The organism is Caldicellulosiruptor changbaiensis (assembly GCF_003999255.1).
In the GTDB taxonomy this organism is placed as follows: domain Bacteria; phylum Bacillota; class Thermoanaerobacteria; order Caldicellulosiruptorales; family Caldicellulosiruptoraceae; genus Caldicellulosiruptor; species Caldicellulosiruptor changbaiensis.
Window position 1 is genome coordinate 920,402 of sequence record NZ_CP034791.1, and the last position, 15,037, is coordinate 935,438.

At 34.9% G+C, this 15,037-nt stretch carries 13 protein-coding genes and 1 pseudogene; 12 read left to right on the plus strand and 2 right to left on the minus strand.

Going from position 1 to position 15,037, the window contains the following annotated elements; all coding sequences use genetic code 11:
* Window positions 1–99: 99 nt before the first annotated feature.
* The 12 genes from ELD05_RS04230 (at window position 100) to ELD05_RS04285 (ending at window position 13,516) form a co-directional block, all read left to right on the plus strand.
* Entirely contained in the window at window positions 100–777 is a 678-nt protein-coding gene (locus ELD05_RS04230) for an energy-coupling factor ABC transporter permease (protein WP_241243609.1), read from the plus strand.
* A 6-nt stretch (window positions 778–783) separates the two neighbouring features.
* Entirely contained in the window at window positions 784–1,107 is a 324-nt protein-coding gene (locus ELD05_RS04235; RefSeq protein ID WP_127351490.1) for a PDGLE domain-containing protein, read from the plus strand.
* A 7-nt stretch (window positions 1,108–1,114) separates the two neighbouring features.
* Window positions 1,115–1,912 (plus strand): CbiQ family ECF transporter T component, encoded by a 798-nt coding sequence (locus ELD05_RS04240; RefSeq protein ID WP_127351491.1) that lies wholly within the window; start codon window positions 1,115–1,117, stop codon window positions 1,910–1,912.
* The gene (locus ELD05_RS04245; protein ID WP_127351492.1) at window positions 1,909–2,670 is read left to right on the plus strand and encodes an energy-coupling factor ABC transporter ATP-binding protein; all 762 of its coding nucleotides are present in this window, start codon (window positions 1,909–1,911) and stop codon (window positions 2,668–2,670) included. The genes ELD05_RS04240 and ELD05_RS04245 overlap by 4 nt, the downstream gene beginning before the upstream one ends.
* An 18-nt stretch (window positions 2,671–2,688) precedes the next feature.
* Entirely contained in the window at window positions 2,689–3,720 is a 1,032-nt protein-coding gene (locus ELD05_RS04250; RefSeq protein WP_127351493.1) for a nicotinate phosphoribosyltransferase, read from the plus strand.
* A 159-nt stretch (window positions 3,721–3,879) separates the two neighbouring features.
* On the plus strand, window positions 3,880–6,324 hold the full coding sequence (locus ELD05_RS04255; RefSeq protein ID WP_127351494.1) for a type I restriction-modification system subunit M: 2,445 nt from the start codon (window positions 3,880–3,882) through the stop codon (window positions 6,322–6,324).
* A complete protein-coding gene (locus tag ELD05_RS04260) occupies window positions 6,311–7,621 on the plus strand; it encodes an AlbA family DNA-binding domain-containing protein (protein WP_127351495.1) in 1,311 nt (436 codons plus the stop codon). The genes ELD05_RS04255 and ELD05_RS04260 overlap by 14 nt, the downstream gene beginning before the upstream one ends.
* A 9-nt stretch (window positions 7,622–7,630) precedes the next feature.
* The gene (locus ELD05_RS04265; RefSeq protein WP_127351496.1) at window positions 7,631–8,998 is read left to right on the plus strand and encodes a restriction endonuclease subunit S; all 1,368 of its coding nucleotides are present in this window, start codon (window positions 7,631–7,633) and stop codon (window positions 8,996–8,998) included.
* Window positions 8,995–9,285, plus strand: a complete 291-nt coding sequence (locus tag ELD05_RS04270) for a nucleotidyltransferase family protein (protein WP_127351497.1) — start codon at window positions 8,995–8,997, stop codon at window positions 9,283–9,285. The genes ELD05_RS04265 and ELD05_RS04270 overlap by 4 nt, the downstream gene beginning before the upstream one ends.
* A complete protein-coding gene (locus tag ELD05_RS04275) occupies window positions 9,278–9,625 on the plus strand; it encodes a HepT-like ribonuclease domain-containing protein (protein ID WP_127351498.1) in 348 nt (115 codons plus the stop codon). The genes ELD05_RS04270 and ELD05_RS04275 overlap by 8 nt, the downstream gene beginning before the upstream one ends.
* A gap of 2 nt (window positions 9,626–9,627) precedes the next feature.
* Window positions 9,628–12,837, plus strand: a complete 3,210-nt coding sequence (locus ELD05_RS04280; RefSeq protein ID WP_127351499.1) for a type I restriction endonuclease subunit R — start codon at window positions 9,628–9,630, stop codon at window positions 12,835–12,837.
* A gap of 4 nt (window positions 12,838–12,841) precedes the next feature.
* Window positions 12,842–13,516: a M48 family metallopeptidase gene (locus tag ELD05_RS04285; protein WP_127351500.1), complete on the plus strand. Its 675-nt coding sequence runs from the start codon at window positions 12,842–12,844 to the stop codon at window positions 13,514–13,516.
* An 81-nt stretch (window positions 13,517–13,597) separates the two neighbouring features.
* Here the strand turns inward: ELD05_RS04285 and ELD05_RS04290 are convergent, their stop codons facing one another.
* Window positions 13,598–13,825 (minus strand): SH3 domain-containing protein, encoded by a 228-nt coding sequence (locus ELD05_RS04290; protein WP_127351501.1) that lies wholly within the window; start codon window positions 13,823–13,825, stop codon window positions 13,598–13,600.
* Between the two features lie 257 nt (window positions 13,826–14,082).
* Window positions 14,083–15,026: pseudogene (locus tag ELD05_RS04295) on the minus strand (transposase).
* Between the last annotated feature and the right edge of the window lie 11 nt (window positions 15,027–15,037).

Genomic DNA, 15,037 nt, shown 5'->3' on the forward strand with positions numbered 1-15,037 from the left:
AGCCCACGAAGGGTTGAAAAACCTGAAGTGGGCTTTTATTATTTTCTGCAGGCTAATCTTTGAATTTATTAAATTAAATTCAAGTTTAAAGGAGGTTGATTGAATTTGCATATTCCAGACGGTTATTTAAGTCCTCAGACGTGTGCAACATTTTATGCGGTATCAGCAGCTGCAGTAGGTTATGCTTTTAACAAATTTAGAAAACAGGCAGATGAAAAGACCTACATTCAGTTATCTGTTGCATCAGCTTTTACATTTATAGTCATGATGTTTAACTTTCCTGTTGTCGGTGGAAGCTCTGCTCACATAACCGGAATACCGCTTATAACATTTTTGTTTGGACCAATGGCTTCAACAGTTGCCTCAAGTGTTGTTTTGATTATTCAAGCACTACTTTTTAGAGACGGTGGAATTTTGGCGCTTGGGACAAATATATTTAACATGGCAGTGGCAATACCTTTAACTGCGGTTCTTATAAGCAAACTTTTGGAAAAATTAGGTCTCAAAAATGAAAAGGTTCGGATATTTATATCGTCTTATTTCTCAATAAACTTTGCAGCACTTTTGACAGCCTTTGAGCTTGGACTTCAACCGCTTTTATTTACAAAAGCAGGGAAGCCTTTGTATTTCATGTATGATTTAAAGACCACCATTCCTGCAATGATGATACCCCACATTTTGGTTGTAGCGGTAGTTGAGGCAGTACTGACAGTTTTACTCTATTCACCCTTAAAAAATTTTGCTACAATTAAAGCTGAAGAAAAAAGAGGTGAATAAGTTAAAATGAAAGAAAAAAATTATAAAAGCAGTATAAAAAGAATTTTTATAGTCCTCTTGACGCTTGCTTTTCTGACCCCCATTGGGCTTTTGACTCAAAACCCTACTTTTGGAGAGTGGAGTCAAGAAGAGATAAAAAAGATGCTTGGGTTTGTGCCAGAAGGAATAAAAAAGTATGCTGATATATACAAATTTGATTTGTTTGACGGTTACACAGTAAAGTTTATTAACAATGATTATATAGGATATATCTTGTCCGCAATAATTGGAATTGTAGTTATATTTGCACTATTTTATATCTTGAAATTCGTAATGGCTGAAAGGAAGTAGTTATAAAGTGTTACCAGAGTTTTTAAAGAGCGAAGATACCTTTGCAATAGATGTTGAAAAAGAAAGCTATGTACAAAAATCCATTTCTGAGTATTTAAAGCTTTCGCAGTGGTTCTTTAAAACAAATAAAAGTGCTTTTTCAAAAATTGATGAATGGGCAAAACTTATATTTTTGATTTGGTTTAGTTTTTTAGTTGCTACATCACAAAGTTTATATTTTATAGCATTGTCATTTGCACTAATTATTATTATTGCTCTTATTTCAAAAGCAGATTTAAAAGCATTGTTAATTTCTTCATGGGCTTTTGTCCCGCTTTTGACGTTTGTAATAGGTATTCCTTACGCGGTGTTGACTAAAAATTTCATTCCCACCGTCTTACAGAGCTTAAAAGTGGGTATTATAATTATGATAGGTGAGGTTATAATCTACAACTCAAAAATCGATAGGCTTTTTAAGCCTTTTTCTTTTTTTAAGGGATTGAGAGAATTTACATGGTTTGTGGAACTTACCTTGAGAAATATTTTTATTCTCATTACAACAATCACCCAGATTCTATTTGCAAAAAAGACAAGGACAGTAGGTAAGACTGCCAACAAGATAGTGTTTGTAGGACAAATGCTCAAGGTTATAATGGTAAAGAGTATGTATGTCTCAGAAAATACACTTATTGCAATGAAAACACGAGGATATAGTTCTAAAAATAAAAGTGTTTCTACAACATATAAATTCAAAATGGGAATAGGTGAAATTCTCACGCTTTTAATGGCATCAATATTAGCAATTTTGGAGAGGATATTGATATGAACGTTTATTCGGCAAAGAATTTGACCTATAAAATTAACAATAAAATTATTCTTGATAACCTAAATTTTGAAATAAAAAAAGGAAAGTCATACGCACTCATTGGCTGCAACGGCAGTGGCAAGACCACGCTTATGAAGATTCTTGCAGGGGTAGAACTTAACTTTGAAGGTGAACTTTATTTTTTTGACAAAAAGCTTGACAAATCCAGTTTTGAAAAGCTGTTCAAAGAAGGATTTTACAAGAAGGTTGGCTATTTGTTTCAAGATACTGACCTACAGCTTTTTAATCTTAATGTGTTTGATGAGATTGCATTTGGACCAAGGCAGTACATAGCCGATGAGAAAGAAATAGAAAAAAGGGTTTTGGAGATTGCAAAGCTTTTGGGTATTGAGAATTTATTACAAAGTGATATACTTGTTTTAAGCGGGGGTGAAAAGAAAAAGGTAGCGATTGCATCAATCCTTGTAAACAATCCAGATATTCTTATTTTAGATGAGCCAACAAACGACCTTGATCCCAAAAGTATAAGATTCATTGCAAAAGTTTTGAGCGAGCTGAAAAATGCGGGAAAGACAATTATTCTCTCAACTCATCATTTTGACGTGCTTTTGCTGCTTGCTGATTTTACAATTGTTATGTCTTCTGACCACAAGATTTTAAAAATTGGCAAGACAGAGGAAATATTGAAAGACAAAGATCTTTTAGTAGAAGCAAACGTGATAGATGAGGAATTTGAAATTTTTAAAAAATTTTTTTAAAGGAAGTGAGACAGGTCCATGAGAATTAACAGACTTGAAGATGTTGAAAAGCTCAAAGTGAATACAGGCAGACTTTTTTTCTCTGCACAGCATGATGAAATAAAGATGGGATTAACTACCGACATTTATTTTATAAAAACACTTGAGGTATTAAGGTATCTCAAAAGAGAAGATGCAGTTGTGAAGGCTGAGATTTTTGCAAGGAGAGATGGGGTTTTTTGTGGCCTGCCCGAGGTTTTAAATCTTTTAAAAGATGTAGATTGTAAAGTGTACTCCTTAGAAGAGGGAGAGAGCTTTTCAGCAAAAGAGGTTGTGATGAGAATTGAGGGCAAGTACACAGAGTTTGGCATATTTGAAACACCAATTCTTGGCATTCTTGCAAGCTCATCTGCGTGGGCAACAGCTGCGCATGAGTGCAAACAGGCAGCAGGTGACAAGCCAATTTTGTGCTTTGGTGCACGCCACATCCATCCTTCAGTTGCGCCTGTGATGGAAAGGGCTGCAAAAGTGGGTGGCGCTGATGGGGTAAGCTGCATATTGGCAGCCAAAATATTGGGAATTTCTCCATCGGGAACAATTCCACATGCTGCAATACTGATTGCCGGGTCAACAGAAGATGTTGCAGTAGCCTATGATAAGGTGATTCCAGAAGACTCACCTCGCATCATACTTGTTGACACGTTCAAGGACGAAGCACAAGAGGCACTGGATGTTGCAAGGATATTGAAAGAAAGGCTACAAGGCATCAGGCTTGACACACCGGGTGAAAGAGGTGGGGTTACCCCTGAGCTTGTGTATGAGGTGAGAAGAAGGCTTGATTTGGAGGGTTTTTCACATGTGAAGATATTTGTCTCAGGCGGACTTTACCCTGAGAAGATAAAAGCTTTATCTGAAGCAGGAGCTGATGCTTTTGGTGTTGGAAGCTATATTTCTGGTGCACCTCCAATTGACATGACGATGGATATAAAAGAGGTTGACGGCAAACCTGTTGCAAAAAGAGGAAGAATTCCTGGAGTGACAGAAAATAAGAGGCTAAAGAGGGTAAAGTGATTTCTGGGTATGCCAAATTCAAAGTGATATAGATTGGGAATTTTCACAGATTGAATTGATTGAGAAATAATTTAGTAATTGGTAAAATAGATAACAAAGAATAAAATGACTATAGTATAATATTTATTGTGTCAATAAAGTTTAATCGGAGGGGTTGATTTGGCTGGTGACAAAATAACCTTAAGACAGCTTGAAACCCATCTTTTCAAGGCAGCTGATATACTCAGAGGTAAGATGGATGCCTCTGAGTATAAAGAATATATTTTTGGTATGCTTTTTCTAAAATACACCTCAGATGTTTTTGAAGAAAAAAGGCAGGAGTTGAAAGACAGATTTATAGCTATGGGATTTTCTGAAAAACAAATACGTGAACTATTAGAAGATCCAAGCTCTTATGGTGATGCCTTTTTTGTCCCTGAAAAGGCAAGATGGGAAAATATTTTGAAATTAAAAGAAGATGTTGGGAATCAGCTAAATAAAGCTCTGAGCGCTTTAGAGGAAGCAAATTCAGAGCTTGATGGAGTTTTGAAACACATAGATTTTAACGCAGTAAAGGGAAAAACCCGACTCAAAGATCAGCAACTTATTGACCTTATTAACCATTTCAACAAGTATAAACTAACACCTTCAAACTTTGAATTTCCTGATCTGCTTGGTGCTGCTTATGAGTATTTGCTAAAGGAATTTGCCGATTCAGCTGGTAAAAAAGGAGGAGAATTTTACACACCATCACATGTTAAAAAATTGATGGTAAGGTTAGTTAAGCCCCGTGAGGGCATGTCAATTTACGACCCAACTGTGGGCTCTGGTGGTTTCTTGATTGAGGCATTCCACTACGTTGAGGAACAAGGACAAAACCCAAGAAACTTAGCACTTTATGGGCAAGAACTTAATGGATTGACATGGTCTATATGCAAAATGAATATGATTCTGCACGGCATTAATGACGCGCACATAGAAAATGAAGATGTATTGACAACCCCCATGTTTTTGGAAAATGGATACATAAAAAGGTTTGACAGAATATTAGCCAATCCACCTTTTTCAGAAAACTATACCCGCGCAAATATGCAGTTTGAAGAAAGATTTAAATATGGCTTTACTCCTGAGAATGGAAAAAAGGCAGACCTTATGTTTTTGCAGCACATGATCGCAAGCCTGAAAGATGACGGAGTAATGGCAACAGTTATGCCACATGGAGTTTTGTTCAGAGGTGGGCAGGAGAAAGTTATAAGGGAAGGAATTGTAAGAGATGATCTAATTGAGGCAATAATAGGACTGCCGCCTAAGCTTTTCTACAACACTGGAATACCAGCTTGTATTATTGTGATTAATAAAAACAAGCCAGAACATTTAAAAAATAAGATCTTGTTTATTAACGCTGATAGAGAGTATGGAGAAGGTAGAAATCAGAATTTCTTGAGACCAGAGGACATAGAAAAAATAGTTACAGTGTTCGATGAAAAGAAAGAGATACCTAAATACTCCAGGTTGGTTGATATAAAGGAGATAGAAGAAAACGATTTTAATCTGAATATTAGGCGTTATGTGGACAATTCTCCAGATCCTGAAATCGAAGATGTTCGTGCACATCTTTTTGGTGGTGTACCGAAGAAAGAAGTATTGCTGTATGAAAAACAGTTGAGGAAATTTAACTTGAGCTATGATATTTTGCTGGCAGAGAAGAGTGAAGATTATTTGGAGTTTAAAAAGGACATTACTGACAGAAATCAAATTAGGGAACTGATTGATAATTGCACTGAAGTGAAAGTTACAATAGAAAAACACAAAGAAAAACTTTTGGAGTGGTGGCAGGTTGTAAGGACTGAAATTGAACAGTTTTACGGCAAAAACAATCTTTGGAACTTTAGAAATGAAGCTTTGGAAAAATTGAAAGATAGCTTATTGCCAATTGGAACATTTGATGAGTTCAAAATAGCGGGCATATTTGCAAATTGGTGGGAAGAGCTTGTTTATGATTTCAAAAGTATAGTTTCTGCTGGTTGGAATAGGAATTTGGTTGAAAGAGAAAGGATTAAGGAAAAGTATTTTAAAGAAGATGTAGAAGAAATGGAAGAACTTGAAAGCACGCTTGCAGAACTCGAAGCAGATTTAAGTGAGCTTTTAGAAGAGGTTGAAGATTGGGATGAAGAGCAGCAGGGAGATAAAACTGCAAGCAAGGTCAAAGAGTTTTTGAAGGACTTGGTTAAAGATTTAAGATCAAAAGACAGCGAGGCTGCAAGAAGAGAAGCAAAAAAATGGGAAGATTTGTTAGAAAATATTGCTCAAAAAGAAAAGGAAATTAAAAAGGTGAGAAGTGAGATAAGCAGAAAGCAAAAGGAAATTGAAAATAAGATAGATGAAAAGATTGAATCTATTACCGAAGAAGAAGCAAAAGAGCTATTGCTCGAAAAGTTCTTTGAATTTATTAGCAATCAACTTGAAAAGTACTTAAATGCAGAGAAAAAAGAACTGATAAAGATTTTTGAAAAGCTTTGGGATAAATATCATGTGTCTCTTGAACATCTTTTAAAGGAACGAGAGCAGGAGGTCAGTAGGTTAAATAAATTTTTGGAGGAACTTGGATACTATGAGAGAGTCTAAACAAGTGGAATTTAAAGCACATTGGAACGACGAGCATCTTAAAACAATCTGTGCATTTGCTAATTCAGAAGGTGGAATAATATACATAGGTGTAGATGACAAAGGCAATCCTATTGGAATAACCAATATGGATAAACTTCTTGAAGACATACCAAATAAAATTTTAAGCAAACTTGGAATTATTGCAGATGTTGATGTTGAAATGGTAAAAGGGCAGGAGGTAATAAAAATAAAAGTGGAAAAGTCAGAAGTGCCGATCTCATATGATGGCAAGTTTTACATTCGGACAGGTTCGACCATTCAGCAACTTAGCGGAAATGAACTTGTGAGATTTATGTTAAAAAAACAACGAATTTCGTGGGATTCATTACCTTCTGAGGCAGGCGTTGACGAAGTAGACATCGAAACAATAGAAAGGTTTAAAAGAATGGCAAAGAAAAGATTGCCCGAAATATCCGAAGAAGATTCCATCGAAAAGATTCTCAAAAACCTTGAACTTGTAAAAGAGGATAAACTTACAAATGCAGGATTGTTGCTTTTTGGTAAAAAACCTCAAAAGTATATCCACAGTGCAGGTGCCCGTGTTGGAAGATTTAAAACTCCAACCATCATACTTGATACCATTGATGTTAGTGGAAATCTTTTCAAACAGCTTGATGGATTAATGGAAGCTATTAAAAAACATTTGAATGTTCGATTTGAAATAAAAGGGATAGAAAGAGAAGATATATGGGATTATCCTCTTGAAGCTATAAGAGAGGCAGTAATAAATGCATTAATTCATAGGGATTATTTAAGCCTTGCGGACATTCAAATAAAGATTTATGATAATAAAATTTGGTTTTTCAATCCGGGTAAACTGCCAGAAGAAATAACAATTGAGATGCTAAAACAAGATCATGGATCAATACCACGCAACAGGCATATTGCTTATGTATTTTTCCTCGCAGGATTGATTGAAAAATGGGGAAGCGGTACAAAAAGAATGGTTGAACTTTGCAGGGAAGCAGGACTGCCAGAACCTGAGTTTAAAGAAGAAGGCGGTTTTGTGGTCGAATTTTATAAAGACATATACACAGAAGAGTATTTAACCAAGCTTGGGTTAAATGAAAGGCAGATAAAGGCAGTTATGTATGTAAAGGAGAAAGGAAGAATCACGAATAAGGAATATCAAGAGATCAACAAAGTTTCAAAAAAGACTGCAAGTAGAGATTTTGAAGAACTTGTTAAAAAAGATGTACTTAAAAAAGTAGGAATAACAGGAAAGGGAACTTACTATTCATTAAAAGATCTCTAAAGGGGTCAAATGGGTCACAATGGGGTCATAAAGGGGTCAAATGGAGGTAATGTGAAAGTGGCTAATAATGCAGAGTTTCCAAAAGAATGGACAATAGTGTCTCTTGAAAGAGATTGTGTTTTAATATCGGGTCTAAGGCCAAAAGGTGGTGCTTCAGATGAAGGAATACCAAGTTTAGGGGGAGAACATATAACTTTAGATGGTAGGATAAATTTTTCAGATGTAAATGCCAAATATATCCCTGAGAAATTTTTTAAAATTATGACAAAGGGAAAAACAGAGGAAAATGATATACTTATAAATAAGGATGGTGCCAACACTGGAAAAGTTGCAATGTTAAAAAAGAAGTTTTATAAGGATATAGCTATTAATGAACACCTTTTTATTCTCAGGAGCAAAAAATTATTCGTTCAACAATATTTATTTTACTGGCTTTTTTCACGTTTTGGTCAAAAACAAATAACAGATAGAATAACAGGATCTGCTCAACCCGGTTTATCGTCAACTTTTATTAAAAATTTTTTAGTACCAAGGCCTCCTCTCCCCGAACAACGCAAAATCGCTGAAATACTTGAGACAATTGACAGTGCAATTGAGAAGACTGACGCCATTATAGAAAAATACAAACGCATAAAGCAAAGTTTGATGCAAGATTTGCTTACTAAAGGAGTGGTAAATGAGGGTGAGGGTGAAAGTGAGAGGTGGAGGTTGAGAGATGAGAATATTGATAAATTCAAGGACTCACCGCTTGGGAGGATTCCGGAAGAGTGGGAAGTGGTGGATGTCTACGGACATGTCAACTTAATTAATGGAGGAACTCCAAGCACAGCAAGGCCCGAGTTTTGGAATGGAAGTATACCTTGGCTATCTGTAGAAGATTTTAATATAGGCAAAAGATGGGTTTTCTCAAGTTCAAAATACATAACTGAATTAGGTTTAAAGCAAAGTGCAACAAAGCCACTTAAGAAAGGTATGTTGATAATATCTGCACGCGGTACAGTAGGTGTGTTAGCACAACTTGGGGCGGATATGGCTTTCAATCAGTCATGCTACGGCCTTGATGCAAAAGATAAAATGAAGCTCTCCAATGATTTTCTGTATTATGCTTTAAAACATTTTATTACTTTATTTTTATCATTAGCATATGGAAATGTATTTAATACAATTACGAGAGAAACCTTTAAGGAAATTTTAATTCCTCTTCCATCCCTTCCCGAACAGCAACGCATAGCTTCAATTTTATCTCAAATAGATGAAGCCATAGAAAAAGAGCAAGCCTATAAGGAAAAACTTGAAAGAATCAAAAAAGGCTTAATGGAAGATTTGCTAACAGGCAAAGTCAGGGTAAACCACCTTATTGAGGAGGAAGAAAAATGAACAATGATATACAAGTAATTCTACAAGAACGAAAAAATTATTTAGTGGAAAAGTTCGGAGTAATTGAAATTGCTATCTTTGGCTCCTATGCAAGAGGCGAACAAAGAAAAGATAGTGATGTAGATATCATTGTTGATTTTAAAGAGGGTTACAAAACATTCGATAATTATATGAATTTGAAATTCTACCTTGAAGAACTTTTTGGTAAAAAGGTTGACCTTGTGATTAAATCAGCTATAAATCCACGTCTAAAGCCTTTCATAATGGAGGAAGCAGTATATGTCTAAAAAGCGTATACTAAAAGTAATTCTTGAAGACATCATTGAAGAGATTGACCGCATTAAAAAGTTTACACAAGGAATTGAAAAATACAACAATTTTGTTGAAAATGAACTGGTTTTTTATGCAGTTTTAAAAGCTCTTGAAAATATTGGTGAAGCTGTTAAGCAGATTCCGGATGATAAAAGAGAACTTTATCCGATAGAATGGAGGAAAATCGCTGGTTTAAGAGATATTCTTATTCATGAGTATTTCGGAATAGATGCTGAAATAATCTGGGAGGTTATCAAAAAGAAGCTGCCGGAACTAGAAAAGGCAGTAAAATTCCTTCTTGAAAAGGAGAGTTAAAAATGTTTTACAAACTTGACGAAGAACATTATGTTGAAAATCCATTCCTCTTTCAGCTTCAAAGGCTTGGATGGAAGATTTATAGACAAAACAAAGATAACCCTGAGGATACAAAAGAAATAATATCGTTCACTTCTTCATTAGAACCTGAATATGGTGAAAGCCAAAGATTCAGAGAAAGCTTTAAAGAAGTAATCCTTGAGGGAGTTTTAAGGGAGTCTTTAAAGAGAATAAACCCATGGATAGAAGATGACCAAATAAGTGAAGTTGTTCGAAGAATTACAACACCACAGTCAAACTCTCTTTTAGAGGCAAATAAAGAAATCCACGACTTGCTTTTAGAGAACACCTCAGTTTCTGAAAATAGAAAAACAGGAGAAAAAAGCCCAACTGTTAAGTTTATTGATTTTAAAAATCCGGACAATAATTCATTCATTGCTATATCACAGTTTAAAGTGAATATAACGGGGACTGAAAAACATATTGTTCCCGATATAGTTCTTTTTGTAAATGGTTTGCCTCTTGTGGTGGTTGAATGCAAATCTCCAGCAGTTGCTGACCCAATTTCTGAAGCAATTACTCAGCTTATGCGCTATTGTAACAGACGTGGCGTAATTGAGGGAAATGAAAAGCTTTTCTGGTACAACCTCTTTATGGTTGCTACCTCGAATCAGGTTGCAAAGTATGGCACAATAACCTCAGAGTATGAGCACTTTGTTGAGTGGAAAGACCCTTATCCTTTTTCGCTGTCAAGCGTAAATCCAGATGGAAATGTAACAAGCCAGCAGGTTTTGATTCATGGCATGCTTTCAAAAGAAAACCTTCTTGATTTGCTACATACATTCACCGTCTTTAAAGAAGATCCAAAGAGCAAAATGATAAAGGTTGTTGCAAGATATCAGCAATTTAGAGCAGTAAAGAAGATGATAAAAAGGCTAAAAGAAGGCAAAACACCAACCGAAAGAGGAGGAATTGTTTGGCATACACAAGGCTCCGGTAAATCTTTGACAATGATGTTTATGGTTCGAGAGCTTTATCACAATCCTGAGTTTGGAAACTACAAAGTTGTTTTTGTCACAGATAGAAGAGATCTTGAAAAGCAGTTAAATGAAACATCAAGAAGTGTTGGATTTACTGTTAAGTTAGCAAGAAGCATTCAGGAACTTAAAGAACTTTTAAAAACTGACACACCCGAACTTGTCATGGCTATGGTTCATAAATTTCAAGAGAGGGAATTAAAAGGAGAATTTCCTGTCCTCAATACATCACCTAATATTCTAATAATGATAGATGAAGCACACAGAACCCAATACAAGCTGCTGGGTGCAAATTTAAGAAAAGCTCTTCCAAATGCAACAAAAATAGCATTTACAGGTACACCTATAGAAAAGACCGAGATGACATTTGGCGATTACATAGACAAGTACAGCATAAAGCAGGCAGTTGAAGATGGTGTGACTGTTGAGATTGTATATGAAGGAAGAGTCCATAGCGCAGAGCTTACCGATGAAGAGGCAGCAAATGCAAAGTTTGAAGATGTTTTCAAAGACGTTGATAAAGATACAAAAAGAATGATAATGGGAAGATTCACATGGAGAGCATATCTTGAAGCTGAAGAGGTAATCCGCGACAAAGCCAGAGATATGATAGAGCACTATATAACTCATATATTCCCAAATGGATTTAAAGCTCAAGTTGTTACAGTGTCACGTCTTGCTGCAATAAGATATAAAAAAGCACTTGAAGAGGCTCTCAAAGAAAAGATTTCTGAATTGGAAAAAGAAAATAATTCAAAAATAGATTTAGAAACATTGAAAAAGTTAGAGGTTGGTGTGGTTATTTCAGGAGCTCAGAATGACCCACCTGAGTATCGTCCTTATACTGACCCAAATGAGCACGAAAGGATAATCAAAAGTTTTAAACTTCCATTTGACAAAGTGGATGAAAATGGTATCAGCGGCAATGTTGGTATTTTGGTTGTTCAAAATATGCTAATAACTGGTTTTGATGTACCTGTTGAGCAGGTTATGTATCTTGATAATGTGATAAAAGGACATAACTTGCTACAAGCTATTGCAAGAGTAAACAGAGTTTATAAAAATAAGTCATGTGGTTTTGTTGTAGATTATGTAGGTGTTTTGAAACATTTAAAAGAGGCCCTGGCTATTTACGCAGATGAAGATATTGAGGAAATTTCAGAGGTTGTAAAGAACAAAGCAAAAAGCATTGATGAGCTAAAGTATGTTCACAATCTTATTGAAGAGTTTTTTGAAAAATATGGCATTAGAAACTGGCGCCAGAATGTAGATGAATGTATTGACATTCTTGTTGATGAGCAGGTCAGAAATGAATTTATAGCTCTTGTGAGATGGTTTAACCGTTGTATGGACGAGGTTTTTCCTGACCCTGCAGCACTAAGATACCTTACTGACTTGAAAATTCTTGCCTTCATAAAAGAATCCGCGCGAAATAGATACAGAGATGATAAGCTGAGTATAAAAGATGCAAGCAATAAGATAAGAGAAATTGTGGAAGAATACCTGATTTCTCAGGGAATAGATCCCAAAGTACCACCTACTCCACTTTTTGAAGACAAATTCCTTGAAAAACTTCACAAAAAATCAAGCAAGGCAAAAGCTCAAGAGCTTCAGCATGCGATAATTGAGTATATTGATGAGCATTGGGAAGAAGACCCAGAACTTTATGAGAGGTTTTCAGATAGACTAAAGAGGTTACTTCAAGAATACAAAGAAAATTGGGATGCTCAATGTATTGAATTAGAAAAATTAAGAGAAGAGTTGAAAAAAGGGAGAGAAGCAGAACAGACTTATGGGCTTGACCCTAAGAAAGAAATGCCGTTTTTTGGGTTACTAAAAGACCAAATATTTGGGAAAAAACCTGTAAGTGAACTTTCTGAGAGCGAAATAGATTTTCTTGTTAGCACAACAAGAGATTTGGTAGAATTAATAAGCAGAGAGGTTCAAGCGGTTGATTTTTGGGAAAGTGCAACAAAACAAAGAAAGTTGAAATTCTTTATAATTTCACATTTGCTTGAAAAAATATCACCTGCTATGTATGAAAACAACCATGATGGAGTTAAAACTGAAACTGCAGTATATATCTCTAATTCTTCCGGTCAAAATATATTCAACAAGAGAAATGAAATAGCTCAAAGACTTTTAGAACTTGCTTATCATCATTTTAGGAAGTGATATTATGCTAGACATTAAAATTGAAAAAATCATACGCTCAAATAGAAAAACCATAGCTTTGCAAATAACAGAAAATAGCACACTCATAGTCAAAGCTCCGATCAATGTGGATGAAAAAACAATATGGGATGTTATTCAAAAACATAGAAAGTGGATTGACAAGAGAAAGAAAGAGATAGAAGCGAGAGATCCCAAAGTCTTGCCAAAAGAATTTGTCAGCGGAGAGGGATTTTTATACCTTGGCAGGTATTATAAACTGCACATAGTGGAAAACCAAGATGTCCCGCTCAAATTCGAAAATGGGTTTTATCTCTCAAGAAGTGCTTTGCCAGAAGCAAAGAATGTATTCATAGATTGGTATAAAAAAGCTGCCTATGAGAAGATTCTTGAGAGAGTAAACTGGTGGGCTCAAAAAAGAGATTTTAAATACAACAAAGTAAATATAACAAATGCACAGAGAAGATGGGGTTCTTGTTCTGCAAAGGGTAACTTGAACTTTTCTTGGAGACTTATTATGGCACCGCTGTCTGTAATAGACTATGTGATTGTTCATGAGCTTGTGCATCTTGAAGAGAAAAATCATGGCAAAAATTTTTGGACAAAGGTAAAACTGCTCATGCCTGATTATAAAAAAAATGAGGATTGGCTGAAGAAGAATGGGTATTTATTAAATATCTAAAAGAATATAGGGTTGCCAGATAACTTGTATTGCTGGCAACCCTATTATTGCCTCTATATAAAATGTAAAGTGGTAATAAACTTAATCGGCATAACATAATCCTTCAAAAGCATCACGAGCATCAATGTTGTTGTCAGGAAGATATGAAAAATCTTTCACAAGAAGCCAGCCTTTTTTGCCCGACAATGTTTCAATTAAACACCATTTTTTGCCATCGCAACCGATAATATTTATTATCTGTCCTTCCTTGAGAATAAAACAGTCACTTTTTTCACTTCTTGTTGTGTGAAGTTTTATATCCTTTTTCACAAATACATAAAAATTTGTTTTATAAATATCTTGAGAAATTGGTTTAAACTTATGGTTTTTTAAAGCATATTTCTCCTTGAGATACCATGTTTGAAGAATATGTGGACGAATTATTCCTTCAACAATACCATTTCCATAAACATGTAATCCAATTTTATAAATTCCGCCTATTTCACCAATTTTAACAAGTTTATTATTAAAAAATTGTAGGTTGTTGAATAAAAAATATTACCAACAATACATAAAATAAACAAAAGTTATTGATTCCATTCATAAGCGAAAGAAAACTTCTTACCTTCTAACTTTCTAAGAAGTTGCTCAAATAGAAAAGTAATTAGTATCCAATCAATATACCTTTTATAATTTCTAAATCCCTTGAGCCTCACATTCTCAAGATTATATTCACCTTTTAATTTGCTAAATAGTCTTTCAATCTTTGTTCTCTGCTTGTATAGCTTTTTACCCTCTTCAGTTTCTAAAAATCTTATGTTCTTGCTTCTAAAACTATTGCTAACATTGTTTTTATTTTTCATGTTTCTTTTGTTTATCCCAGCAACAAATTTAACTTTAAGCTCATTTGCTATATTAAACCATCTGCTACAATCGTATCCCGCATCTGCTAATACAATCTCACAGCCAAAGCCCCATGCCCTATACAAAAGCTCTTCTTGTCTTGAGTCATGTTCATTTGCCCCTGTTAAAATCCAGAAAAGTGGTATTACTTCTTCTTTACCTGTACACAAAAGATGTAATTTGTATCCCCTGAAAAATCCTATTGTAATATGTATACCTATTTTTGCTTCTGAATCATTTTTGGCACTTCTCAGCGGCGTAGAGTCTACTATCGCTATACTCATATCAGGTTCTATCTTAGCTATTAATATGTCTTTTATATCTTGCATGTATTCTTTTTCTATTTTTCTTGACAACTTTGCAAAATATGAATAGTCCGGACTTTCTTCTATACCTACTACTTGCTTAAACTCTGTGTCTTGATTTATTCGATATTCTAATTCTCTGAAACTCTTTATCCCCTTTTTAACTTTATAAACCAAACAAGCTATTATCTGAAACAGATTAAATTTCCTCGGTCGTCCCCTTCTATTTTGCTTTATCTTCCTCGATAAAACTTCAGTAACCTTTTTTATACAAAAAGCAGCTTTAAAAATTTCTTATTTTGTGCTTTAATATTCTTAGTCATCTTTTTCCCCC